The following is a 26,100-nucleotide window of genomic DNA, read 5'->3' on the forward strand; positions in this document are numbered from 1 at the left end:
AAAGTTTCAGAGAGAGAAAACAGCTTGTTCGGGATTGAAAACAGGATTTGTCTGGCGGCAAGAGCGCGGTGGTCCCACCTGACCCCATGCCGAACTCAGTAGTGAAACGCCGTAGCGCCGATGGTAGTGTGGGGTCTCCCCATGTGAGAGTAGGGAACTGCCAGACATTCAATTAAACCTTTGTTGCTGGCATAAAAGGCAGCAAGGTAAAAAAAATCGGTGGTGCGGTAGTTCAGTTGGTTAGAATACCGGCCTGTCACGCCGGGGGTCGCGGGTTCGAGTCCCGTCCGCACCGCCACCGTATATAGAAAACCCCCTGAGAGATATCTCTCAGGGGGTTTTCTATTGCCTAATTTATAGTTTATTACTTATATCCTTCTTATATGTCTCTTAGCCAAGAGAAATTTACTCCTTGAATATGATACTTTTTTGATACTTATCAAAAATATTAATGTTTATTTATTTAATATTAAACAAATTACTCTACTAATTCTAATGAATAATTGTTTTATTAGCATATTGTGTTGTTATTATAGAGTTATACAGGTATGTTGGTTTTTTAAACACTAGAGATTGAAATCAATTACTAAGATGTCATATTAGTGGAGGTAAAAGGTGCTGAAATAAGCTGGGGGAAACTTGATCAGAAATAGTTATTTAAGAAGAAGCTGGGTGAGAAAAGATTACGCTCAAAAGAATTTTGCTGTGAGATATGCTGCTGGACAGCCTGTGGAACGGGTTTTTCCTACTTCTAAGCAATTACTTGAGGATGCATCGTTACCACGCGGAGAACCGCTTCTTGACCATAATTGCGAACTTTCTGTCGCTATCTGGAATATCTATAAACAACAACGCCCATCATGGCAACATGTTTTGGCTTCCTTGATTGAGAAGAGCGATCTTGTCTTGCTACAAGAAGCACAAACGACCCCTGCCTTATTGAAATTCATTACAGACAGTGGCTTAGTTGCGGATCAGGTTCCTGCATTTGCTATCCCTCAACATCCATCAGGTGTGATGACATTAGCATCGTCTTCACCGATTTATTGTTACCCACTGCGTGAAAAAGAACCGATATTCCGGTTATCTAAATCGTCATTAATTACGATTTATCCATTGCCAGATAAACGCCAGTTGATGGTGATAAACGTGCATGCCATTAATTTTAGTCTTGGTGTTGATGTTTATAGTCGGCAATTAAATAACATTGGCATTCATATAAACTTACATAATGGCCCCGTTATTTTTGCTGGAGATTTTAATGCGTGGAGTCGGCAGAGATTAAAAATATTAGAACGTTTCGCACATCGTATGCACTTGAAAGAAGTCTATTTTAATGATGATCATAGAACGATTGTTTTTGGCAAACCGCTGGATTTTATTTTTTATCGTGAATTAAAAGTTTCCCGTGCAACAGTTGTAATGACCGGTGCTTCTGATCACAACCCATTAATGGTGAACTTCTCTTTATAATTATAACGATTTCTTTGTGTAATGATAACTAATGGATAAAAAGCGTCGGTAATCTCCGACGCTTTTTGAAATATGATTATGATTTAGAAGAATATTTTTCTGATGGTTTCTTCTTTACACCGAAGAAATAGGCCAGAGTCAGAATAAATACCCAACCTAGACCAACATATAGTGCGTCTCGTGTTTGCTCAAAATAACCCAGTAATACGATGACACTGACCATGAAAACAAGCGTGATGATTGGGGCGATGGGCCACATCGGAATTGGGAATTTTAGTGTCTTGACTTCTTCCGCACTCATTTGGCGACGCATGGCAATTTGCGAGACTAAAATCATCAACCATACCCAGACGGTTGCAAATGTGGCAACAGAAGCGATAAGAATGAAGATCTCGTCTGGGATCAAATAATTCAGCACCACGCCAAGTAACAGAACCGCAGTCATGACAAGAACCGTCATCCAGGGCACACCATTACGAGTTAGTTTTTTGAATGATTCGGGAGCTTGTCCTTCTTGTGCCATACCATACATCATCCTGCCCGCACCAAAAATATCACTATTGATAGCGGAAATAGCCGCGGTAATCACGACCACATTCAGAATATTTGCAGCCGAATTAATGCCTAAATTGGAAAAAATCTGTACGAATGGGCTTCCATCCTGACCAATTTGATTCCATGGATAGATGCTCATCAGGATACACAGCGTTAAAACATAGAAGATTAAGATACGAAACGGAACCGCATTAATTGCCTGAGGGATCGTTTTTTCTGGATTTTTCGCTTCACTGGCAGTGATGCCAATGACTTCTATGCCACCAAAAGCAAACATAACAATGGCGAATGAGGCTATCACCCCACTGATACCATTTGGCATAAAGCCACCATGCTCCCATAAATTAGACAGGCCGGTTGCATGCTCAGTTGTTTGTCCGAAACCGTAAAACATAATGACAAGGCCGCCGATAATCATGGCAATAATGGCGGTGACTTTAATGATTGAAAGCCAAAACTCCATCTCACCAAAGATTTTTACGTGACACAGGTTCAAGGCACCAATAAAACATACAATGCCTAAAACCCAAATCCATTGATCAACATGCGGGAACCAGAGCTTCATATATGTGCCGAAGGCGGTAATATCAGCCAGGCAAACAAACAGCATTTCAAGAATATAGATCCAGCCAGTTAAAAAACCGGCCAAAGGCCCCAGATAATGGCTGGCATATTGCGAAAAAGAACCAGAAACAGGATGGTGAACGGCCATTTCGCCCAGTGCTCTCATCACGATAAATACGGCAGCGCCGCCGATTAAATAGGCCAGCAATACCGCGGGGCCAGCTTGCTGTATTGCTGCTGCTGAGCCATAAAACAGCCCTGTGCCTATTGCAGAGCCTAAAGCCATAAAGCGGATATGCCGCACGCTTAGACCCTGTTTAAGCTGATTTTCATTATTTTGCATTCGTTATTCCCATCTATCCTTTCAGCCTGAGAGTATTTAGGCATACGATGCTCTGTCTGGCGTGAGATGCCAGCAAAAGCAACCTAGTACGATACCATAAAGATGGATGTTCGCGGGATAGATATCTGTAATAATAACGGGCAGTTTATTAAAACCAGAGTTTTTTTATGATTTACCCAATAAATGAAATCTTCCAAACTTTACAGGGAGAAGGAGTGTTTACCGGTGTACCTTCGGTTTTCATTCGATTACAAGGATGTCCGGTAGGGTGTAGTTGGTGTGATACCAAACACACGTGGGAAAAAGAGGCTGATAAACAGCAGCCGATGGAAAATATCTTGCTGAAATCGCAAGACAGTGATCTGTGGGGCGTTGCCAGTGCAAAACAATTGCTAAACATATTCACTCGCCAAGGTTACAGTGCAAAGCATATTGTTATTACCGGAGGAGAACCGTGCTTATATGACCTACGTCCTTTGACGGAAACACTGGAAAGTGAAGGCTATCAATGTCAGATTGAGACGAGTGGTACACATGCGATTCAATGCTCTGACAAAACGTGGGTGACGGTTTCTCCGAAAGTGAAAATGCGTGGAGGCTATCAGGTTTTGCCTGAGGCTATGAAACGTGCTAATGAAATTAAACATCCTGTCGGGCGGCAGCGCGATATTGAAGTATTGGATGAATTATTGATTATGCTTGATGGAAATCCTAGTCCGGTTATTGCCTTACAGCCGATTAGCCAGAAAGAAGATGCTACCCGCCTGTGCATCGAAACGTGTATTGCCCGTAATTGGCGTTTTTCGATGCAAACCCATAAATACTTAAATATTGCTTAAATCTCATTCAGCACCAGGCTCTGGTGCTGAATCCTTATTCTCCCCGATAGATACAACCCGCGCTACAAGTCTCTTTGACCATGACAGCACTGAGTTGAGGCAATGTCGGTTTTAACTTCTCCCAGATCCACCTGGCTAAGACTTCGCTGGTTGGATTTTCAAGCCCGGGGATCTCATTGAGATAGTGGTGGTCGAGCTGTTCCCAGACAGGTTTAAAAGCCGCTTTGACATCGGCAAAATCCATGAGCCAGCCACTAAGCGGATCGACTTCTCCGGTGATTTCCAGACGTACCATAAATGAATGCCCATGCAAACGCCCACATTTGTGCCCTTCCGGTACGTGTGGAAGGCGATGTGCTGCTTCGAATTGAAAATCTTTAAAGATGGTTGTACTCATTGTGCTTTCCCCTGATTTCAAAAGGTCGGCTATTCTACCTGAACTTTGCGAGCTTAACGTGATTTTTCTGGAAGTAAAAAGCACAATGCTTAACGACTTTATTGATATATTAAATCTGTAAATAAAGTTAGGCATTTTAGTTATGAGATATTGCAATCCTTTCTTTAAATACCGCCCCTATTCTGGGATAACCTTAATCAATTCATGTTTATGGCTGGATTGATTGTTACATCTTTTACAACATGGATATTGGCTATAGCAAAAGGCACTGGGACAATGACCGCAAAACCACCTTCAATCGCATTACTACCTGTTTCTCCAGAACAATTATCACGCTTGCAATCTGCAATTAGCGATTTTTCTCCTCATCAATTAGCTTGGTTATCTGGCTATTTTTGGGGAATGGTAAATCATCAGCCACAAACTGGAGCAGAGACTCCCGCCGTTTCCGTACAGGAAACCGTGACTTTGCTTTCCGCATCGCAAACAGGCAATGCTCGTCGTCTGGCTGAACAGCTAAGAGATTCACTATTAGCTGAAAATATCAATGTAAACTTGATTAATGCGGGTGACTATAAATTTAAGCAAATTTCCCAGGAATGTGTATTGATTATTGTTGCTTCAACACAGGGTGAAGGTGAACCCGCAGAAGAAGCTGTAGCACTCCATAAGTATCTCTATTCCAAAAAAGCGCCATCAATGAAAGAGACGGTATATGCCGTATTTGGCCTTGGGGACACGTCGTATGAAAATTTTTGTCAGGCAGGGAAAGATTTTGACAGCCGTCTGCATGAGCTTGGTGCTCAACGCCTATTAGATCGTGTTGATGCTGATGTGGAATATCAGGAACAAGCTGTTCAATGGCGTCAGCAAATTACGGCTATTTTGAAGCAGCGTTTGTCAGTACAAGTAGATACTGCCACTTCATCGACTATTCCAGCGTATGTCAAAGAAATCCAAACGTATACGAAAGAAAGCCCGCTAACGGCCTCTCTGTTGATGAACCAGAAAATAACGGGGCAGGGTTCTGACAAAGATGTTCGTCATATTGAAATTGATATAGGGGATTCAGGGTTGAGTTATCAGCCTGGGGATGTCCTTGGCGTGTGGTTTGAAAACGATCCGGCTTTAGTGGATGAATTAATGTCCCTGCTTTGGTTGGAAGGTTCAGAGCAGGTCAATGTGCATGGAAAATCACTCCCACTGCGTGAGGCGCTGACTAGCCATGTAGAGTTGACCCAAAATACCGGTGTGATTGTTGGGAAATATGCAGCGTTGGCGAAAGATGAAAAACTGCTATCGCTAGCCGCTAACAAACAAGCATTGCAGCAATACGCTCAGACAACACCCATTGTAGATATGGTCAGATCGGCTGCTTCACATCCAGAAGCCCAGCAATTTATTGATTTATTGCGCCCACTGACACCACGTCTCTATTCCATCTCCTCTTCACAATCTGAAGTGGAAAACGAAGTCCACATTACCGTGGGAGTCGTTCGTTATGACATTGAAGGACGTGCCCGTACAGGTGGCGCGTCAGGTTATCTGGCGGATCGTTTGCAGGAAGATGACAACATCCGAGTGTTTATCGAACAGAACGAAAATTTCCGTTTACCGGCCGATCCTAATACACCAATCATCATGATTGGGCCGGGAACGGGGGTTGCTCCGTTTAGGGCATTTTTACAGCATCGTGACAGTCAGGGAGCTGAAGGTAAAAACTGGCTGTTTTTTGGTAACCCACATTTTGTTGAAGATTTTCTTTATCAGGTTGAATTCCAGCGCTATGTGAAAGAGGGCTTATTGACCCGCATTGATCTGGCATGGTCAAGGGATCAGCAGCATAAAATCTATGTACAAGACAAACTGCGTGAACAGGGAGAAGAAGTCTGGCGCTGGATTGAGGATGGCGCTCATCTGTATGTTTGTGGTGATGCGAATCGCATGGCAAAAGACGTAGAACAGGCCCTATTGGACATTATTTCACAACATAGTGGCATGGATGCTGAACAGGCTGATGAATTCTTGAGTGAATTGCGCCTTGAGCGCCGTTATCAGAGAGATGTTTACTAATATGAGCAATGTGAGCAAAGAAAAACCAGATCCTTTGATCGTCGAAGGTAAATTTGCAGACAGCGAACGCATGAAGTTGGACAGCAATTATCTGCGAGGAACGATTAGTGAAGATTTAAAAAATGGGCTGACAGGCGGATTTGAGGGGGATAATTTCCTCCTTATCCGCTTTCATGGCATGTACCAGCAAGATGACCGTGATATTCGGGCGGAGCGCGCAGAACAAAAACTCGAACCACGCCATGCCATGATGCTGCGTTGTCGTTTGCCTGGGGGAATTATTACCCCAAAACAGTGGTTGGGTATTGATCGGTTTGCGACAGAAAATACGCTGTATGGCAGTATTAGATTGACTAACCGCCAAACATTCCAGTTTCATGGGATCTTAAAAAATAATCTCAAGCCAGCACACCAACTATTAGCACAGATGGGGCTGGATTCACTGGCTACCGCCAACGACGTCAATCGTAACGTGCTGTGTACATCTAATCCGGTGCAATCTGCGTTACACCAACAGGCTTACGAGTGGGCGAAAAAAATATCGGAACATCTGCTGCCTCGTACTAATGCATATGCTGAAATCTGGTTGGATAAAGAAAAAATCGCAACAACCGATGAAGAACCGATTCTTGGTACTACTTACCTGCCACGTAAATTCAAAACATCGGTGGTGATACCGCCACAAAATGATGTGGATCTGCATGCCAACGATATGAACTTTGTCGCTATTGCGGAAAATGATCAATTAATTGGTTTTAACGTATTAGTGGGTGGGGGATTAGCCATGACCCACGGCGACAAAAAAACCTTTCCACGGCTGGCGAGTGAATTTGGTTTTATTGCACTGGAGCACACACTGGCAATTGCAGAAGCGATAGTCACCACCCAACGTGATTGGGGTAACCGAACTGACCGTAAAAATGCGAAAACCAAATATACCCTTGAACGTGTGGGCATTGAAACCTTCAAACAAGAGGTTGAAAAACGTGCTGGCGTGAAATTTACGACAATTCGCCCGTATCAATTCACTGGTCGGGGTGATCAAATTGGTTGGTTAAAAGGCATCGATGATCAATGGCATCTGACCTTATTTATTGAAAATGGCCGCTTGTTGGATTACCCCAACCGGCCATTAAAAACTGGAATCGCAGAAATTGCGAAAATCCATAAAGGAGATTTTCGTCTGACTGCCAACCAAAACTTGATTGTGGCAGGGGTGTCTGAGAGTGAAAAATCGCGGATTGAAGAAATTGCTCGTGCTCATGGCTTAATTGACGATAGCGTGACAACTTTGCGTCACCACGCTATGGCTTGTGTTTCATTTCCTACTTGTCCATTAGCGATGGCCGAAGCAGAGCGTTTCTTGCCGACTTTTGTCGATTATGTTGATGCGTTAATGCAAAAGCATGGTGTTGGTGATGAAGAGATCATACTGCGTGTGACAGGCTGTCCGAATGGATGTGGCAGGGCGATGTTGGCAGAAATTGGGCTGGTGGGTAAAGCGCTTGATCGTTATAACCTGCATCTTGGTGGAAATCGCATAGGTGATCGAATTCCCCGCATGTACAGGGAAAATATCACATCAGCAGAAATCCTTGAGATACTGGATGAATTAATTGGTCGTTGGGCATCGGAGCGTCATATCGATGAATGTTTCGGTGATTTTCTGATCCGTGCTGATATCATCAAGCCAGTATTGAATTCGGCCGTCGATTTTTATGATTGGCAGGAGGCCGTATGAGCCGACTGAATTTATCGGAGCTGGTGGCACTGGCTCCAGAGCAGCAAATCACGTCATTGGCAGAAATCAATCAACAACTGGAGGTGTTGGATGCCCGTGAACGTGTGAGATGGGCGTTGGAACATCTGTCTGGCGAATTTGTGCTTTCCTCTAGTTTTGGTATTCAGGCGGCGGTTTGCTTGCATCTGGTGACGCGGGAGTATCCTGATATTCCCGTGGTTCTCACCGATACGGGATACCTATTTCCTGAAACGTATCAATTTATCGATAAATTGACTGAAAAACTCAACCTGAACTTGAAGATTTTTCGTGCGGAACACTCACCGGCTTGGCAGGAAGCTCGTTATGGCAAGTTATGGGAACAGGGAATAGAGGGGATCGAACGTTATAACCAAATCAACAAAGTTGCGCCGATGAATTGTGCACTAAAAACGCTACAGGCACAAAGCTGGTTTGCAGGTTTGCGTCGTCAACAATCAGAAAGCCGTACCAATTTACCTGTGCTGGCAATTCAACGGGGAGTTTTTAAAATCCTGCCTATAATTGATTGGAATAATCGGCAGGTACATCAATACCTGACAAAGCATGGCCTTGAATACCATCCATTATGGGAACAGGGCTACCTTTCTGTGGGGGATACGCATACCACCCAAAAATGGGAACCAGGTATGAGTGAAGAACAAACCCGTTTTTTTGGCCTGAAGCGTGAGTGCGGTTTGCACGAAGGTTAAATTAATATTACAGATCACAACAATTTCTATTAGACAGCGCATCTCGCAAAAAGAAGTGCTGTTTTTTTATTCTGAATATCTTGCTTAATCGGCCTTATAGCATACGAAAAGATTATCTTATGCGATTCAGGAACAAATAATTACTTTTTGTCATTTCATAACCTGATCACAGCCTCATATATTCATCTTCTGGTCATCATAATAATTAAGAGCTATATCCTTTGTGACTTGAAATCCATAGGGTAGAACATGAACAGGCTCTAATGTGGGATGGTATTGTGGATTATTTACCTTTATTTATTGAGCTTAAAGCCCGATCTGTATTGCTGGTTGGAGGCGGAGAAATCGCCTCTCGCAAAGCAGACCTATTACTTCGTACTGGTGCAGCGTTAACGGTTGTTGCTCCTGAATTACATGCAGAACTGCAACAACGCCAGCAAAAAGGAGAATTTGAGTGGTTACAGGGAACGTTTAAAACAGAATATCTTGATGATGTATTTTTAGTGATTGCCGCTACAGACGATCACAACCTAAATCAACATATTTTTGCCGAAGCCAATAAACGCGCTATCTTGACCAACGTCGTGGATAACCAACCGCTCTGTTCGGCCATTTTCCCATCAATTATTGATCGCTCCCCGATTATTGTGGCGATCTCATCGGCTGGAAAATCTCCGGTATTAACCAGATTATTGCGAGAAAAACTGGAGTCTTTGCTGCCATTTAGCTTGGGTACGATGGCAAATATCGCGGGACACTGGCGCGAACGCGTGAAACAACGTCTTACTTCCATACGTCAACGGCGCCATTTTTGGGAAAAGGCGTTTAGTGGGCGTTTTGCCACACTGATCGCCAATGGGCAATTACAACAAGCAGAAGAGCAACTTGAACAGCAATTAGCGCAAGGTGATTCTCATCCCCAAGGAGAACTCACGCTGGTAGGCGCTGGGCCAGGTGATCCGGGATTATTAACTTTAAAAGGTTTGCAGGTGATCCAGCAGGCTGACGTTGTCCTTTATGACCATTTAGTGAGTACAGAAATTCTGGAATTAGTTCGCCGTGATGCAGACAAAATTTGCGTTGGAAAGAGAGCGGGTAATCACTCCGTGGCGCAGGAGGAAACCAACCGACTTATCATCAAATTAGCGAATCAAGGGAAAAAAGTGGTTCGCTTAAAAGGGGGCGATCCCTTTATTTTTGGCCGTGGTGGAGAGGAATTACAAGTTGCGGCAGCAGCAGGGATCCCTTTTCAAGTCGTGCCCGGTATTACGGCAGCAGTAGGTGCTTCTGCTTACGCAGGTATCCCATTGACCCACAGGGAACACGCGCAAAGTGTCACCTTTATTACCGGACATTGCCGTGAGAATGGTGATGAATTGGATTGGCCTGCACTCGCGCGGGGTAATCAAACATTAGCCATTTATATGGGGATCATGAAAGCAGCCTTGATCAGCCAAAAGCTGATTTCGCATGGTCGGGATAGTAATACCCCCGTTGCTGTGATTGGTTGTGGCACTCGTCCAGAGCAACAAGTATTGACCGGAACCTTATCCGAATTGGAGCGATTGGCACAAGAAACACCATCACCTGCCTTACTGGTAATCGGGGAGGTGGCTCAACTCCACCATCAGATAGGATGGTTTGAAGGCGGAAATGCTGCTGACCCAGTAAATCGCCCTGCCGTGATTGATTTAGTATAAGGAGTGCCCAATGGACGAAAAAAGACTGACACACTTACAGCAACTTGAAGCTGAAAGTATCCATATTATTCGGGAAGTGGCGGCTGAATTTGCCAACCCCGTTATGCTCTATTCGATTGGCAAAGATTCCTCTGTGATGCTGCATCTTGCTCGTAAAGCATTTTATCCGGGAAAACTGCCTTTCCCTTTATTGCACGTAGATACAGGCTGGAAATTTCAGGATATGTACGATTTCCGTGATCGTACAGCGGAAAAATATGGTTTTGAGTTACTGATTTACCGCAATCCACAAGGAGAGGCATTGGGAATTAATCCTTTTATTCATGGCAGTGCCAAACACACCGATATCATGAAAACAGAAGGATTGAAGCAGGCTCTGGATAAATACGGCTTTGATGCTGCATTTGGCGGGGCGCGGCGTGATGAAGAAAAATCGCGCGCCAAAGAACGCATTTACTCATTCCGTGACCGTTCCCATCGCTGGGACCCCAAAAACCAGCGCCCCGAACTTTGGCGCAATTATAACGGCCAGGTTAACAAAGGGGAAAGTATCCGTGTCTTCCCGTTATCTAACTGGACAGAGTTGGATATCTGGCAATACATCTACTTGGAGCAGATCGATATTGTCCCTCTTTATTTTGCTAAATCCCGTCCGGTTGTTCAGCGTGAGGGGACATTAATTATGGTTGACGATGATCGAATCGATCTGAAAGCAGGGGAAGTCATTAACCAGCGCAAAGTTCGCTTTAGAACACTTGGCTGCTGGCCACTGACAGGGGCGGTGGAATCAGGAGCAGAAACGTTGCCGGAAATCATCGAAGAAATGTTGATATCGACCACCAGTGAACGGCAAGGGCGGCTGATTGATAGTGATCAGTCAGGTTCTATGGAGCTGAAAAAGCGCCAGGGTTATTTTTAAGGAGTCCAGATATGCCAGCACTTGCATATAATGAAACCATTGCTAGTCAAATCAAGCAACAAGGCGGAGTTGAGGCCTATCTTCGGGAGCAGCAGGAGAAAGGATTACTGCGCTTTTTAACCTGCGGCAGCGTGGATGATGGTAAAAGTACCCTAATTGGACGTTTGCTACATGACACCCGCCAAATTTATGAGGATCAACTGGCAATTTTACAAAGCGACAGCAAGCGAATAGGGACTCAGGGAGAAAAGCTCGATCTGGCTTTATTAGTCGATGGGTTGGCGGCTGAACGGGAACAGGGTATCACCATTGACGTCGCATACCGCTATTTTTCCACGGAAAAGCGGAAATTTATCATTGCAGACACCCCAGGGCATGAACAATATACCCGCAATATGGCGACAGGTGCCTCAACCAGTGAGCTTTCCATTTTATTGATCGATGCACGTAAAGGTGTTCAGGAACAGACTCGCCGTCACAGTTTTATCAGTACATTGCTGGGTATTCGTCACTTGGTAGTGGCAGTCAATAAAATGGATTTAGTTGAATATCAACAAGATATATTTGAGCGGATTAAGCAAGATTATTTGCATTTTGCGGCACAATTACCTACTGACCTAAACATCTATTTTGTCCCAATTTCGGCGTTGGAAGGGGATAACATTGTCATCCACAGTGAAAAAATGGCGTGGCATACGGGAGAAGCGCTATTGGATATCTTGGAATCCGTAGACGTAAAAACAAAAGAGAAGGAACAGCCCTTGCGTTTCCCAGTACAGTATGTCAACCGCCCTGATCTTGATTTTCGTGGATACAGCGGCACATTGTCATCGGGCGTTTTATGGCAAGGCCAGCAAATAAAAGTTATGCCGTCTGGTGTGGTTTCTACAGTGGAAAGAATTGTCACTTTTCATGGCGATCTCACATTTGCCGTGCCTGGAGAGGCGATTACCCTCGTATTAAAAGATGAAATAGATATTAGCCGTGGTGATTTATTGGTTGCTGTTGAAGATCAAATGAGCGCAACTCGCCATGCTGTGGTTGATGTCGTCTGGATGTCGGAACAGCCACTGATTCAAGGGCAAAGTTTGGATATCAAAGTCGCAGGCAAAAAAAGCCGTGGCAAAGTCGATAACGTGCAATATCAGGTGGATATTAACAACCTGACCCAGAAAGTCGCGGTTGAGTTACCCCTCAATGCCATTGGGCGGGTGGAGTTTTCATTTGATGAACCTTTATTGCTCGACAGCTACGCGCAAAATGCAGATACCGGTGGCATGATCCTGATTGATCGTCTCACCAATGTTACCGTAGGCGCGGGATTGGTGCGTGAGATTCAGGCAGATGTTTACGAGGAGCCTAAAGAGTACAGTGAGTTTGAACTGGAACTTAACCAATTAGTTCGTCGCCACTTCCCGCATTGGGGAGTACGTGATCTATTGGGAGGAAAATAAGTGGCTCAGGAGAATATCGTCTGGCATTCACATGTTTTGGATAGGGCACTGCGGGAAAGCGCAAATGGGCATCCTGCACGGGTGATTTGGTTCACCGGACTATCAGGTTCAGGAAAATCCACGCTTGCAGGCGCATTGGAGCAGGCATTGTTTGCTCAGGGCATTAAAACATACTTACTGGATGGCGATAATGTGCGTCATGGCTTATGCAGTGATTTGGGCTTTTCTGAAATAGATCGGCAGGAAAATATCCGACGAGTCGGTGAAGTCGCAAAATTGATGGTTGATGCGGGGCTGGTTGTTCTGACCGCCTTTATTTCCCCCCATAGGGCAGAACGGCAAAAAATACGCGAATTAATAGAAGAGGGGCGCTTTATTGAAGTGTATGTTGATACGCCACTGGAGATATGTGAAGCCCGTGATCCCAAAGGACTGTATAAAAAAGCACGAGCGGGAGAATTGCGCAATTTCACCGGAATTGATGCTGCCTATGAAGCCCCCGAACAACCAGAAATCTATTTAGATGGTTCACAACCTGTAGGATCTTCGGTTGAAAAGCTGCTTTTTGCCCTGAAAAACAACCAAATCCTGCCAACTTAACCACCAAATCCAGCAAATTGTCATGAAACACATTATTATTGTTAGTGAAATAATGTGTTTCTACACTCAGTTAATGCAATGCATTTCTATCATATTGTGCAAGTCGGTTTTGCAAGTGGCCTAAAATGGTTTTGCGAATGATTTTGTCAATGGTTTTGTTGAGAGTCGGTGGCGTCATGCTTGCAGTTGTGGGATGATTAGCGGGTTTTCAGGGGGGGAGATGGGCAAACTAACGCTACTATTATTGGTTCTGCTGGGATGGTTGCAGTATTCGCTGTGGTTAGGCAAAAATGGCATTCACGATTATGCACGGGTTAAGGCTGAAGTCGATAAACAAGGGATTGATAACCTTAAACTGAGCGCACGTAATGACCAGCTATTTGCTGAAATTAAGGATCTTAAAGGGGGACAGGAGGCGATTGAAGAACGCGCTCGTAATGAATTGGGCATGATTAAACCAGGAGAATCTTTTTATCGTATGGTGCCAGATACCTCAAAACATAATGCGCAATAATCTTTAAATCAAAACCGTAAATAATAATCGAAATGAATAAGTCACAACTTCATTCCCCTGCTGATGTTTCTCTGGCCGAAATTATCGCCTTGATCCCTGCTGCGGGTATTGGTAGCAGGATGAAATCAGATTGCCCAAAACAGTATCTGAACGTTGCCGGAAAAACAATTCTTGAACATACCTTAGCAGCACTGTTTGAGCATCCTCGTATACAACGCGTTATTATTGCGCTAAATCCTGCTGATACACAATTTGCGCAATTACCCATCGCTTCTGATCCAAGAATTACAACCGTGATTGGCGGTGAAGAGCGAGCTGATTCGGTTCTGGCTGGGCTAGATTATCTGGCTGATTTGCCTACAGGCAGGACAACTTGGGTGTTAGTGCATGATGCTGCCCGTCCTTGTCTTCATCGAAATGATCTTGATAGCTTGCTACAGATTATTGATCACAACGCAGGATCTCCTGACGTATGTGGTGGATTGTTAGCTTCACCGGTGAGGGATACGATGAAACGCATGGTATCGCTATCAGAGACAGGATCATCCACAACTGACCACACATTGATTGCCCATACCGTTGACCGCAACGGACTTTGGCATGCTTTGACTCCACAATTATTCCCTTTGCAGTTATTGCGTGACTGTTTGATCAAAGCACTTGCAGATCAAGCCTGTATCACCGATGAATCTTCGGCGCTTGAGCATTGTGGTTATCGTCCCGTGCTGATCAATGGACGAGCGGACAATATCAAAGTAACCCAGCCTGAAGATTTGGCACTGGCGGAATTTTACCTATCCCAAAAAGCTAAGGAATCTATCGTATGAGAATTGGACACGGTTTTGATGTGCATAAATTTGGCGGAGAAGGGCCATTGGTCATTGGCGGTGTCCGCATTCCTTATGAACAAGGCTTAATTGCCCATTCAGATGGTGATGTTGCTTTGCACGCTGCTACAGATGCCCTATTGGGGGCGGCAGCATTGGGCGATATTGGTAAATTATTTCCCGATACCGATCCTGCGTTCAAAGGCGCAGATAGCCGTGAATTATTGAAAGAAGCCTACCGCCGTATCCGTGCGAAGGGCTATCGGATAGGGAACGTGGATATCACCATCATTGCACAGGCACCGAAAATGTTGCCGCATATTCCCCAGATGCGGGTTAACCTGGCGGAAGATCTTGAATGCCATATGGATGATATTAACGTTAAAGCAACAACAACGGAAAAATTGGGGTTTGTTGGCCGTAAAGAAGGTATTGCCTGCGCAGCGGTTGCCTTGTTGGTAAAGGAATGAGTTGGTAAAGGAATGAGTATGACTTTGAGCGAATTACATTGGCTTCATGGCCAACCGGAAGCGACCGGTATTGTTAAAGCCATCCCAGAAGATTTTATTGTCCGTGAAGACTTGGGATTTTCTCCTGATGGAGAAGGTGAACACGTCATGGTACATATCCGTAAAACAGGATGTAACACCCAATTTGTCGCGGATCATCTTGCCCGTTTTGCCAAAATACCCGCTCGTTCTGTCAGTTATGCGGGGTTGAAAGATCGCAACGCAGTGACGGAACAGTGGTTCTGTTTACATATACCGGGGAAACAAGATCCAGATTTCACGGCATTTCAACTTGAAGGTTGTGAAGTACTGGCAACGTCCCGCCAGAAACGCAAGCTACGGATTGGTGCATTGAAAGGCAATGATTTTACTCTGGTATTAAGAGAAATTTCTGACCGAGAATCTGTAGAAAAACGCTTGCAGCAGATAGCTCAAACTGGTGTGCCAAATTACTTTGGTGAACAGCGCTTCGGGCGGGATGGGCAAAATTTAGTTCAGGCTCAACGCTGGGCAGCTAATGAGATCCATGTCAAGGAACGCAACCGCCGCAGTTTCTACCTTTCAGCCTGTCGCAGCGCGATGTTTAATGCTGTTGCCAGCAGACGTATCGCCCAGGGTGAACACCAGAAGGTAAAAAATGGCGATGCATTACAATTAACAGGGCGCGGTAGCTGGTTTGTGGCTGATGAACCTGAATTGTCGGTATTGCAGCAGCGGGTAACGGATGGAGAGTTACAGATAACAGCGCCTTTACCGGGCGACAAAGCATTAGGAACGCAGGATCAGGCTCTGGATTTCGAACAACAAGGCTTATTGGATTACGAAGCTTTTTGGGCATTAGTCAAACGTGAGCGTGTGGAAAGCGCCCGTCGGGCAATATTGGTGAAACCGCTTAACCTGCGTTGGGAGTGGCAAGGCGACCAAACAGTCATTCTGCATTTCTCTTTGCCATCGGGTAGCTTTGCAACCAGTGTTGTCAGAGAACTGATCAATCAAGATCTTGGCTCTTCCCTTGATATAGCCTGAATGCAAAGCACTCTACAAAACTATCAACGTCATGCTAAGATCAAACACACACCGGTTAAATTACCCTGTTAACCTATTTTATTTTTAGTAAAATCAATGAGATATATCAATGCTGCGGATATTGCTGAGTAACGATGATGGTGTCACCGCACCGGGTATTCAAACCTTAGCGGCTACATTGCGAAAACACTATCATGTTCAGGTTGTTGCACCTGACCGTAACCGTAGTGGTGCGTCGAATGCCTTAACGTTGGATCGCCCTTTGCGCATCAACACTCTGAACAATGGGGATATTTCTGTTCAGGAAGGTACACCGACAGATTGTGTCTATTTGGGCGTGAATAATCTGGTACTCCCTCGTCCTGATATTGTCGTTTCTGGCATCAACTGTGGCCCTAACCTTGGTGATGATGTGATTTACTCTGGCACGGTTGCGGCTGCAATGGAAGGACGTCACTTAGGCTTACCCGCACTGGCGGTATCACTCAATGGTGACCAACATTACGAAACAGCGGCAGAAGTGACAGTGCGTTTATTAGCTCTGCTGCAAAAATCCCCATTGAGGGCGGGCAATATTTTGAATGTTAATGTACCTGATATTCCCATTGAACAAATCAAGGGATTTAGGGTGACACGATGTGGTCGCCGTAGTGCTGCTGAACAAGTCTATGCGATGGAAGATCCCAAAGGTAATATGCTCTATTGGCTAGGCCCTCCGGGAGAAAAAAGTGATTTTGGGCCTGAGACAGATTTTGCTGCAATAGAAGAAGGATTTGTTTCCATTACCCCTTTGCAAGTGGACTTAACAGCTTATAAAGCCCAGGAGCTGATAAGTGATTGGTTGGCAAAAGTCGGGGATATTGGGGAATGTTAAACCGATCAATGAAAAATTTGCTGGCGCAACTGCGTCAGCAAGGAATTCACAATGAGCACCTGTTGGAGGTTATTGGCAAAGTACCCAGAGAATGTTTTGTTGATGAAGCTCTCGCACATAAGGCATATGAAAATACTGCACTGCCTATTGGTCATGGGCAAACGATATCCCAGCCTTATATTGTCGCTCGCATGACAGAGTTGTTGAATTTAACCCCTGAATCCAATGTGTTGGAAATTGGAACCGGATCAGGTTATCAAACAGCAATACTTGCTCACTTAGCCAAACGTGTTTTCTCCGTGGAGCGGATTAAAGGTTTGCAGTGGCAGGCTAAGCGCAGATTGAAGCAACTCGACCTACACAATATCTCAACCCGTCACGGTGATGGTTGGGGTGGATGGCTATCAAAAGGGCCTTTTGACGCCATCATTGTCACAGCCGCACCACCCGAAATCCCGCAGGCATTACTCCAGCAACTTGCCGATGGAGGCGTGATGGTTTTACCTGTCGGCGAACGTACTCAGTTACTGAAAGTAGTACATCGTTATGGGAATGATTTTCATAGCGACGTTATCGAACCTGTCCGTTTTGTACCCCTAATTCAAGGCGAGCTAGCATAACCAGCTAATTTATTTGGGGGGAGTTTCAAATTAGCTGTTATTTTTTCTGAAATTAAGCAAAATGTTTCGCTTTAAATCTTTTGTAATCCTAAATTTTTATAAATCACTATTATTTACACTTATATTTGCCTTTATGGGGGAATAAAGTATGAATCTAGAAAACCTAATGAAAAAAATAAAATGGATAACCACCAGTGTCATGATGGGAATCGTACTGGTAGGCTGTAGTAATACACCAAATCGTCCAGCCCCAATAGTGAATATCGATACAAATCATGTATCAGATAATCATGCTATTAAAAGCCGCCATCCAGTGAATAATGCTGATAATAGCAGTTCATCTCAAGGAAAAATTATTTATAACCGTAACTACGAAAATATTCCCAAAGGAAGCTACAACGGAAGTACTTATACGGTTAAACATGGCGATACTTTGTTTTATATAGCCTGGATTACAGGTAATGATTTCCGTGACTTATCTCACATAAATAATATTTCAGAGCCTTATAGCTTAAATGTTGGTCAAGTCCTGAGAATAGGTAATCCAACCTCCAAAAATGGTGTATTATTAGCATCAAATACCACTAAATCTAAAATTAGTCAGGTTGATTTTCAAAAAATTAATGCGTATCCTGCAAATATTGATAGACCAAGATCAGGAAAGATGTTGCCAAATAAAGCTATTTCTCATGGTGACAATTCTTATTCAAAAGTATCTACAGCAACAGATACAGGAGTAAATAGCGCTATTAATGGTATTAATACTATTAATAGTTGGAGATGGCCGGCAGAAGGAAAAATTCTTGAAGGCTTCACTGATTCTCAAGGAGGAAATAAAGGCATTGATATTACGGGTAATCGTGGCCAACCCGTATTTGCAACAGCCAGTGGAAAAGTGGTTTATGCCGGAAATGCATTACGTGGCTATGGAAATCTAATAATAATAAAACATAACGATGACTACCTAAGTGCTTATGCGCACAACGACACAATGTTGGTTCGTGAGCAACAGGATGTTCAAGCGGGGCAAAAAATTGCCACTATGGGTAGCACTGGAACAAGTTCAGTAAGATTGCATTTTGAAATTCGTTATAAGGGAAAATCCGTAAACCCGCTGCGTTATCTTCCGCAGCGATAAACCGGGGCAGGGATCTGAAATTCCTGCCCGCATTATCATGGGTAGGAGTAGCTGATGAGCCAAAGTACGCTTAAAGTTAATGAGTTGTATGATGATGCGGATTTAGACGAAAATAGCATGGAAGCTGATGACTTTGATGAAGCGTTGCTGAAAGATGAGGATGATATAACTGGTCTTGATGAAGATCTGGATTTGTTGCAGGGAGTAAACCAACGGGTACTTGATGCAACACAACTTTATCTTGGGGAGATTGGTTTCTCACCTCTGCTGACAGCAGAGGAAGAGGTTTTTTTTGCCAGACGAGCACTGCGAGGGGATGTTGCTGCACGCCAACGCATGATTGAAAGTAACTTGCGATTGGTTGTAAAAATATCCCGCCGATATAGCAATCGTGGATTAGCACTGCTGGATCTGATTGAAGAAGGTAACCTTGGGCTTATTCGTGCAGTGGAAAAATTTGATCCTGAAAAAGGTTTTCGTTTTTCCACTTATGCGACATGGTGGATCCGTCAAACAATTGAACGAGCCATTATGAATCAAACTCGCACAATTCGCCTGCCTATTCATATCGTCAAAGAATTGAATGTCTATTTACGTACTGCAAGAGAACTAGCACATAAATTGGATCATGAGCCGAGTATCGAAGAAATTGCGGAAAAACTGGATAAACCTGTTGAAGATGTAAGTCGTATGATGCGGCTGAACGAACGCATTACTTCTGTCGATACACCAATTAGTGGCGATTCAGATAAAGCCTTATTGGATATTTTATCTGATGAAAATGATTCAGGGCCAGAAACAACTATTCAAGATGATGATATGAAACAGAGTATCGTGAAATGGTTGTTTGAACTTAACGCAAAACAGCGCGAAGTTTTAGCCCGTCGTTTCGGTTTGCTTGGATACGAAGCAGAAACATTGGAAGATGTTGGGCGAGAAATTGGTTTAACAAGAGAGAGAGTTCGTCAAATTCAAGTTGAGGGATTGCGTCGCCTTAGAGATATATTGCATACCCAAGGTTTGAATATAGAATCATTATTCCGAACTTAATTCTTTATACCTGAGAACGTATACCTAAGAAATTTCAAATTGCTGTGTAGTGGAAAATGGACGAATTTCCAGAAACAAAGATAATTAGACAACTTGGTGATGGCAAGGGGAATAGAAATTCCCGAAGTGACGGTTGGAAAGATAACGGTATAAAAAGATCAAGGTATATCGATGGTAATCCCAAGGTGGGCTAAATAAGCCCACCTTTTATTCATTTATTTATAATTTTCATTACCATTTGGCGTGTCATTTATCGATTTTAGATAATTGGAATACCACTGTGAAATTTAAAATCATGATCGGGAGTTTGAATAAGCTCTGCTTCAACCTGGCCGAAATAATTCACCCTATCTGTAATATCTTCTTTAGATATTGACTGAGCGAGCGTCAAATAATCTTGGTAATGGCGAGCTTCTGAACGCAACAGAGAAATATAAAACTTACCCAGATCCTCATCCAGATGAGGAGCGAGTTTTGCGAAACGTTCACATGAGCGTGCTTCAATATAAGCACCAATAATCAATTTATCGACCAGCGTATAAGGCTCATGGTTGGTAATATGCTGAAATAAGGATTTAGCATAGCGGCTAGCACTGATACTGTCATAGCTTATCTCTCTGGCATCCATGATTTCTAATACTTGATAAAAATGATGTAACTCTTCCTTTATTAATAACACCATCTTATCGATTAGATCCTGACTATAAGGTGATTTTGTCCGAGCGGTAATTTGCTTGGTGGCCTGATTTTTTCCTTTCAATGAATGGATATCGCCCACTTTTTTATAGGCAAAATCTTCATAGGGCTGAAACCACGCTAGCAGAGCATCGGCACTTTCAGGATCAACGGCATATTTACGAATTAAGAACATAGCACTTTGTGCCGCTTTTAATTCACATAGCAGATGATCGCGCAATAAAATTGGCAGATTCTCAGGCTGCCGCGCTTTTTCTACCCATTGATCGGGAGTTTCGCACTGTAAAAATTGATAAATGGGCGCTAATAGAGTGGTATCAAACTTCATGGCTGTTCCATTCATAGCTGTTTCATTCATTGTTAAACCATATCTTTCAGACGATAAATCCACTCCAATGCTTGACGCGGTGTTAAGGTATCTGGATTAAGGTTTTCCAATGCGTCAACTGCCGGAGATGTCTCTTCTGTCAGCAGGGTTAGCTGTGGTGTATCAACATGACCTGCTGTCGCACTATTGGAGAGTGATTCCAGCTCCTTCAATTTTTGGCGCGCACGCTTAATGACATCACGCGGAACACCTGCCAGCGAGGCAACAGCCAGTCCATAACTCTTGCTTGCTGCTCCTTCTTGCACACTGTGCATGAAAGCAATGGTATCGCCATGCTCGACAGCATCAAGATGAATATTGACGACCCCTTCCAGCTTCTCAGGCAGGGTTGTCAGTTCAAAATAGTGAGTCGCAAACAGTGTCATTGCTTTGATGCGATTAGCTAAGTTTTCAGCACAGGCCCACGCCAGAGATAAACCATCATAGGTTGATGTACCGCGACCGATCTCATCCATCAAAACCAGACTGTGTTCAGTCGCGTTATGTAAGATATTGGCAGTTTCGGTCATTTCCACCATAAAGGTAGAGCGTCCTGATGCTAGATCATCGGATGCCCCGACACGGGTAAAGATACGATCTACAGGGCCGATAACCGCTTTTTCGGCAGGAACAAAACTTCCAATATAAGCCATCAAGGTAATCAAAGCCGTTTGTCGCATATAGGTACTTTTACCCCCCATATTCGGCCCTGTAATAATCAGCAAACGGCGCTGGGATGAGAGCGTCAATGGGTTAGAAATAAATGGCTCGCTTAAGACTTGTTCAACAACCGGATGCCGACCGCCAGTGATCTGAATACCCACTTTATCGGTTAGTATCGGGCGGGTGTAATTTAGCGTTTCAGCGCGTTCAGCAAGGTTTGCCAGTACATCCAGTTCTGACAGTGCTTCGGCACAGATTTGCAAATCGGCCAGATGGGGCAACAACAGATCGAACAACTCTTCGTACAGGGCTTTTTCGATGGCAAGTGCTTTGCCTTTGGAAGTCAGCACCTTGTCTTCATATTCCTTTAATTCAGGAATGATATAGCGTTCTGCATTTTTCAGCGTTTGCCGACGAACGTAATGGATAGGGACTAAATGGCTTTGTCCACGACTGACCTGAATATAGTAACCATGTACTGCGTTAAAGCCCACTTTCAGGGTATCAATGCCAAGTTTTTCGCGTTCGCGGATCTCCAGTTTATCCAGATAATCACTGGCGCCGTCAGCCAATGCCCGCCACTCATCCAATTCAGTATTATAGCCCGTGGCAATGACCCCCCCGTCACGCACCAGAACAGGAGGCGTTTCGACAATCGCATTCTCTAGCAGAGTCTGCAATTCATCAAAATGCCCCACACGTTGCTGTAGTGCTTGAATATAAGGGGCATCTGAGGATATCAGAATCTGATGAATATCAGGCAATTGCTGGAAAGCATGGCGCATTCTGGCCAGATCACGGGGACGGGCGGAGCGGAGGGCAAGACGGGCAAGCACCCGCTCTAAGTCACCGACCTGACGTAAAAATGGCCGTAATTCATAACCGATTTCTTGTAATGCGGAAATGGCTTGATGGCGATTTTCCAGCATATCTTTATTGCGGGTTGGTGCATGCAGCCAGCGTTTCAACATTCGGCTGCCCATCGGGGTCACACATTGATCAAGTACCGATGCCAGCGTATTTTCCGTGCTACCGGACAGATTTTGGGTCAGCTCCAGATTACGACGGGTAGCGGCATCCATAATCACCGTTTCCTGCGGGCGTTCCATCGTCATGCTGCGAATATGAGGTAAAGTGGTACGTTGAGTATCTTTGACATATTGCAGCAAACACCCCGCGGCACGCAGGGCGAGCGTCGCTTTTTCCACCCCGAAGCCAATCAGGTCACGGGTGCCAAATTGCAAATTAAGTTGTTGTCTTGCTGTATCCAGCTCAAATTCCCACATTGGGCGTCGGCGCAGACCATGACAGCGTTCAATCAGCGCCATATGCTCAAAGGTTTCAGGATAAAGCAATTCCGCTGGGCGGGTGCGTTGTAATTCTGCGGCAATACTATCGTGATCGGACATTTCGGAAACGCGGAAACGGCCAGAAGTGATATCCAGCGTTGCGTAACCAAATCCCTGATTATCATGCCAGATAGCGGCGAGCAGATTATCCTGACGTTCTTGTAGTAAAGCTTCATCCGTTACGGTGCCGGGAGTGACAATGCGCACAACTTTGCGTTCAACAGGGCCTTTACTGGTTGCAGGATCACCAACTTGTTCGCAGATCGCCGCAGATTCACCGAGTTGTACCAATTTTGCCAGATAGTTTTCGATTGCGTGATAAGGAACTCCCGCCATTGGAATAGGCTGACCAGCCGATTGTCCGCGCTTGGTTAGCGAGATATCCAGTAACTTCGCCGCCTTTTTGGCATCATCATAGAACAACTCGTAAAAATCTCCCATTCTATACAGCAGCAGAATATCGGGATGCTGCGCTTTCAGACGCAGATATTGCTGCATCATGGGAGTATGGCTATCTATATCCTTTGCTGGAGATTCTTTCATATTGACTTGATTCAATTCTATTATTCCTGTTGACTCAGTTGGGTCATCGACGCTCAGTCAACCCATCTAAATGACAAAACCTAAATATAATCAGCTAAGGATGGAACGCTATAGACCTCATCCTGGGCGAAAACGCTATCTTATCATTGATAATCTGTGTGATTCATCTGTGGATGCGATTAGAGGATTTGAATGGTAGGTTAGCAGGATTACTCGCAGGTATGTATCAGATTTTTTCACAATTCGGCAGGATTGCGAAGCGGCTCGATTGTTGTTTGGTTTGAGTCATACGATCAAATAACAAATAATAAGAAAGCAGATGGCATAAAGCACTTGAATTCGATTAGAGATATTGAGAATTGACGGACTGAGAGGAAATTATCGTGGCTATTTACCAACCCCCTTACACTATTACTCCAGAAATACTTAATCGCGTGGTAGAAATCGCTGAACTATTAGGGCGTTGGTCAATGCAAAAGGAAACTTCTTCGCCTGTATTACGTAAAAAGAATCGCATTCGCACCATCCAGGCGTCATTGGCAATTGAGCATAATAGTCTGTCTACGGAGCAGGTGACGGCAATTATTGATGGGAAACGTGTACTGGCACCAGCAAGGGATATTCAGGAAGTGCGTAATGCCATATTAGCTTATGAAAAATTACCTGATTGGCATAGCTCCCGATTAACGGATTTACTGTCTGCACATCGGTTGCTGATGACTGGGTTGGTTGATCATCCTGGGCAATTACGACGGGGAGATGTGGGCATTTATCGAGAAAAACAGTTAATTCATATGGCTCCCCCTGCTAGCCAGATACCGCGGTTAGTAGAAGAGTTGCTGGCATGGTTGAAACAGACGGATATTCACCCATTGATCGCCAGTTCAATTTTCCATTATGAATTTGAATTTATACATCCATTTGCCGACGGTAATGGCCGTATGGGGCGTTTGTGGCAAACATTGATTTTGAGCGAATGGCGCCCTGAGTTAGCGTGGTTACCGGTAGAAACGTTAATTCATTATCAACAGCAGGATTATTATCATGTGCTTAGAGAGTGTGATCGTACCAGCGACTGTACGCTATTTATCGATTTTATGCTGGAAAAATTAGCCGAAGCACTTAAAGAAAGCCTGGATCTGCAAAAACAGAATTCTGTCGTAATGTCGGTAGAAGTGCCGGTAGAAATGTCGGTACAAATGTCGGTGGAAAATCCACAACCACTGAATGTTACGGCGCAAAAAATCTTGTTGGTTATTGCTGCTCATCCGGCCACCACCATAACCCAATTGGCTGATGAATTGGGGGTAAGCCGGCGCACAATCGAGCGAAATATTAAAATATTACAGGATATTGGGCGTTTGATTCGTGTTGGGGCGAAGAAAGGAGGCTATTGGCGTATCGGGTAGTTAAGAAAATTTTAGATAAATGTTAGCTTGAATTATTCACTATTGCAGATGCATGATTAAAAAGGAACCTACATAACTTGCATTAAGAGAAAAAATAATATGACGAGAAGCAACGGAATATTGATAAAAAACAGGGATGAAATAGAGAAAATGGAAATAGCGGGGCGCTTGACGGGTCAGGTACTTGAAGCTGTCCGCCCAATTATTGTGCCCGGTGTCACGACGCTTGAGATTGATTCATTTTGTCATGATTACATTATCAATACCCTCAATGCGATACCAGGTAGCTTAGGGCAATATGGTTTTCCTTATACGGTTAATACTTCAGTAAATCACGTTGTTTGTCACGGCTGGCCTTCAGAAAAAAAGCTGAAAAATGGGGATATCGTTAATGTGGATGTCACCGTCAAAAAAGAGGGCTATTACGGCGATAGCAGCATCACATTCTGTGTCGGGGATGTACCGTCCTATGCTAAACGTTTGGTTAATGTGACTCAAGAGTGCTTATATAAGGCAATTAAGATCGTCAAACCGGGCATTACTTTGGGAGATATTGGTCATACGATACAGCAACATGCTGAAGCAAATGATTACACGGTAGTACGTGAATATTGTGGGCATGGCATTGGCTGCAATATGCATGAGGAACCACAAGTTCTGCATTACGGCAAGATAGGAGAAGGTATTATCTTGGAAGAGGGAATGACTTTCACGATTGAGCCTATGATCAATCAAGGCAAAAAGGATATTAAACTGCATAAAGATGGTTGGACAGTAACAACCAAAGATCGTCGGTTATCGGCTCAGTTTGAACATACGATCTTGGTAACCCGTGATGGTTTTAAAGTGTTGACGTTGCGAGATGAAGAACGCGAAGCTTTTGAACGTTACTTGTCGATCACTCAATAAGTTATAATTTATGATGTGATAGTTTCCCCAATACTGTGTTGTGCAGTGTTGGGCTTATAGAAATTTAACTACGGCTATGTGAAATTACAGGGTGATTATGTCTTGGCTTTATAAAAACAAGAATCTCTCTTGTTTTATTTTTCTCTTTTTCCTTATTTTTCTTATACATAAGTGTTTAGGGTATCAACTAAAATTAATATATGTTTTCAGTGCTTGT

Annotated in this window: 22 protein-coding genes, 1 tRNA gene, 1 rRNA gene and 1 pseudogene; 21 read left to right on the forward strand and 4 right to left on the reverse strand. The window is 44.0% G+C overall.

Annotated elements, in window-relative coordinates:
- The first annotated feature begins 50 nt into the window (after positions 1 to 50).
- The 3 genes and pseudogenes from rrf to Xedl_RS40670 all read left to right on the forward strand — a co-directional run.
- Positions 51 to 166: ribosomal RNA gene (rrf, locus tag Xedl_RS40660) — 5S ribosomal RNA — on the forward strand.
- A 55-nt stretch (positions 167 to 221) separates the two neighbouring features.
- Positions 222 to 298, forward strand: a tRNA-Asp gene (locus Xedl_RS40665).
- Between the two features lie 392 nt (positions 299 to 690).
- Positions 691 to 1,473 (forward strand): annotated as a pseudogene (locus tag Xedl_RS40670) (endonuclease/exonuclease/phosphatase family protein); the annotation flags it as partial.
- 76 nt (positions 1,474 to 1,549) lie between these two features.
- Here the strand turns inward: Xedl_RS40670 and Xedl_RS40675 are convergent.
- Positions 1,550 to 2,935 (reverse strand): amino acid permease, encoded by a 1,386-nt coding sequence (locus tag Xedl_RS40675; RefSeq protein WP_074022922.1) that lies wholly within the window; start codon positions 2,933 to 2,935, stop codon positions 1,550 to 1,552.
- Positions 2,936 to 3,102: 167 nt separating this feature from the next.
- Here Xedl_RS40675 and queE point away from each other — a divergent pair, with 167 nt between their 5' ends.
- Positions 3,103 to 3,774 (forward strand): 7-carboxy-7-deazaguanine synthase QueE, encoded by a 672-nt coding sequence (gene queE / locus Xedl_RS40680; protein ID WP_074022923.1) that lies wholly within the window; start codon positions 3,103 to 3,105, stop codon positions 3,772 to 3,774.
- 34 nt (positions 3,775 to 3,808) lie between these two features.
- On the opposite strand, the gene queD is transcribed toward queE, so the two are convergent.
- Positions 3,809 to 4,171, reverse strand: coding sequence for a 6-carboxytetrahydropterin synthase QueD (gene queD / locus Xedl_RS40685; protein WP_074022924.1), 363 nt, complete (start codon positions 4,169 to 4,171; stop codon positions 3,809 to 3,811).
- 276 nt (positions 4,172 to 4,447) lie between these two features.
- Here queD and cysJ point away from each other — a divergent pair, with 276 nt between their 5' ends.
- The 15 genes from cysJ to rpoS all read left to right on the forward strand — a co-directional run bounded on the left by cysJ (position 4,448) and on the right by rpoS (position 19,947).
- Positions 4,448 to 6,244: an NADPH-dependent assimilatory sulfite reductase flavoprotein subunit gene (cysJ, locus tag Xedl_RS40690; protein ID WP_074023055.1), complete on the forward strand. Its 1,797-nt coding sequence runs from the start codon at positions 4,448 to 4,450 to the stop codon at positions 6,242 to 6,244.
- A gap of 1 nt (position 6,245) precedes the next feature.
- Positions 6,246 to 7,985, forward strand: a complete 1,740-nt coding sequence (cysI, locus tag Xedl_RS40695; RefSeq protein ID WP_143187389.1) for an assimilatory sulfite reductase (NADPH) hemoprotein subunit — start codon at positions 6,246 to 6,248, stop codon at positions 7,983 to 7,985.
- A complete protein-coding gene (locus Xedl_RS40700) occupies positions 7,982 to 8,716 on the forward strand; it encodes a phosphoadenylyl-sulfate reductase (protein ID WP_074022926.1) in 735 nt (244 codons plus the stop codon). Before cysI ends, Xedl_RS40700 begins: the two co-directional genes overlap by 4 nt.
- Before the next feature lie 278 nt (positions 8,717 to 8,994).
- Positions 8,995 to 10,416: a siroheme synthase CysG gene (gene cysG / locus Xedl_RS40705; RefSeq protein ID WP_074023056.1), complete on the forward strand. Its 1,422-nt coding sequence runs from the start codon at positions 8,995 to 8,997 to the stop codon at positions 10,414 to 10,416.
- Between the two features lie 10 nt (positions 10,417 to 10,426).
- On the forward strand, positions 10,427 to 11,335 hold the full coding sequence (gene cysD, locus Xedl_RS40710) for a sulfate adenylyltransferase subunit CysD (protein WP_074022927.1): 909 nt from the start codon (positions 10,427 to 10,429) through the stop codon (positions 11,333 to 11,335).
- An 11-nt stretch (positions 11,336 to 11,346) separates the two neighbouring features.
- The gene (cysN, locus tag Xedl_RS40715) at positions 11,347 to 12,789 is read left to right on the forward strand and encodes a sulfate adenylyltransferase subunit CysN (RefSeq protein ID WP_074022928.1); all 1,443 of its coding nucleotides are present in this window, start codon (positions 11,347 to 11,349) and stop codon (positions 12,787 to 12,789) included.
- A complete protein-coding gene (cysC, locus tag Xedl_RS40720) occupies positions 12,790 to 13,389 on the forward strand; it encodes an adenylyl-sulfate kinase (RefSeq protein ID WP_074022929.1) in 600 nt (199 codons plus the stop codon). It begins immediately after the preceding gene.
- A 220-nt stretch (positions 13,390 to 13,609) separates the two neighbouring features.
- On the forward strand, positions 13,610 to 13,903 hold the full coding sequence (gene ftsB, locus Xedl_RS40725) for a cell division protein FtsB (protein ID WP_074022930.1): 294 nt from the start codon (positions 13,610 to 13,612) through the stop codon (positions 13,901 to 13,903).
- Positions 13,904 to 13,935: 32 nt separating this feature from the next.
- Positions 13,936 to 14,730, forward strand: a complete 795-nt coding sequence (gene ispD, locus Xedl_RS40730) for a 2-C-methyl-D-erythritol 4-phosphate cytidylyltransferase (protein ID WP_074022931.1) — start codon at positions 13,936 to 13,938, stop codon at positions 14,728 to 14,730.
- Positions 14,727 to 15,200, forward strand: a complete 474-nt coding sequence (gene ispF / locus Xedl_RS40735; protein WP_074022932.1) for a 2-C-methyl-D-erythritol 2,4-cyclodiphosphate synthase — start codon at positions 14,727 to 14,729, stop codon at positions 15,198 to 15,200. Before ispD ends, ispF begins: the two co-directional genes overlap by 4 nt.
- 18 nt (positions 15,201 to 15,218) lie before the next feature.
- Entirely contained in the window at positions 15,219 to 16,265 is a 1,047-nt protein-coding gene (gene truD / locus Xedl_RS40740; protein ID WP_074022933.1) for a tRNA pseudouridine(13) synthase TruD, read from the forward strand.
- Positions 16,266 to 16,374: 109 nt separating this feature from the next.
- Positions 16,375 to 17,139 (forward strand): 5'/3'-nucleotidase SurE, encoded by a 765-nt coding sequence (gene surE / locus Xedl_RS40745; protein WP_074022934.1) that lies wholly within the window; start codon positions 16,375 to 16,377, stop codon positions 17,137 to 17,139.
- Positions 17,133 to 17,759: a protein-L-isoaspartate(D-aspartate) O-methyltransferase gene (locus Xedl_RS40750; RefSeq protein ID WP_074022935.1), complete on the forward strand. Its 627-nt coding sequence runs from the start codon at positions 17,133 to 17,135 to the stop codon at positions 17,757 to 17,759. The genes surE and Xedl_RS40750 overlap by 7 nt, the downstream gene beginning before the upstream one ends.
- A gap of 148 nt (positions 17,760 to 17,907) precedes the next feature.
- Positions 17,908 to 18,897: a murein hydrolase activator NlpD gene (gene nlpD, locus Xedl_RS40755; protein WP_074022936.1), complete on the forward strand. Its 990-nt coding sequence runs from the start codon at positions 17,908 to 17,910 to the stop codon at positions 18,895 to 18,897.
- Positions 18,898 to 18,951: 54 nt separating this feature from the next.
- Positions 18,952 to 19,947: an RNA polymerase sigma factor RpoS gene (rpoS, locus tag Xedl_RS40760; protein WP_074022937.1), complete on the forward strand. Its 996-nt coding sequence runs from the start codon at positions 18,952 to 18,954 to the stop codon at positions 19,945 to 19,947.
- A 259-nt stretch (positions 19,948 to 20,206) separates the two neighbouring features.
- Here the strand turns inward: rpoS and miaE are convergent, their stop codons facing one another.
- Positions 20,207 to 21,001: a tRNA isopentenyl-2-thiomethyl-A-37 hydroxylase MiaE gene (miaE, locus tag Xedl_RS40765; protein WP_208605031.1), complete on the reverse strand. Its 795-nt coding sequence runs from the start codon at positions 20,999 to 21,001 to the stop codon at positions 20,207 to 20,209.
- A 2-nt stretch (positions 21,002 to 21,003) separates the two neighbouring features.
- The gene (gene mutS, locus Xedl_RS40770) at positions 21,004 to 23,565 is read right to left on the reverse strand and encodes a DNA mismatch repair protein MutS (protein WP_074022938.1); all 2,562 of its coding nucleotides are present in this window, start codon (positions 23,563 to 23,565) and stop codon (positions 21,004 to 21,006) included.
- 383 nt (positions 23,566 to 23,948) lie between these two features.
- On the opposite strand from mutS, the gene Xedl_RS40775 reads away from it, so the two are divergent.
- Positions 23,949 to 24,974, forward strand: a complete 1,026-nt coding sequence (locus tag Xedl_RS40775; RefSeq protein WP_074022939.1) for a Fic family protein — start codon at positions 23,949 to 23,951, stop codon at positions 24,972 to 24,974.
- Between the two features lie 99 nt (positions 24,975 to 25,073).
- Positions 25,074 to 25,883 carry a type I methionyl aminopeptidase gene (gene map, locus Xedl_RS40780; RefSeq protein ID WP_074022940.1) on the forward strand — a complete coding sequence of 270 codons (810 nt, stop codon included), beginning with the start codon at positions 25,074 to 25,076 and terminating at the stop codon, positions 25,881 to 25,883.
- Positions 25,884 to 26,100 lie beyond the last annotated feature (217 nt).

The sequence above is a fragment of the Xenorhabdus eapokensis genome (genome assembly GCF_001908105.1).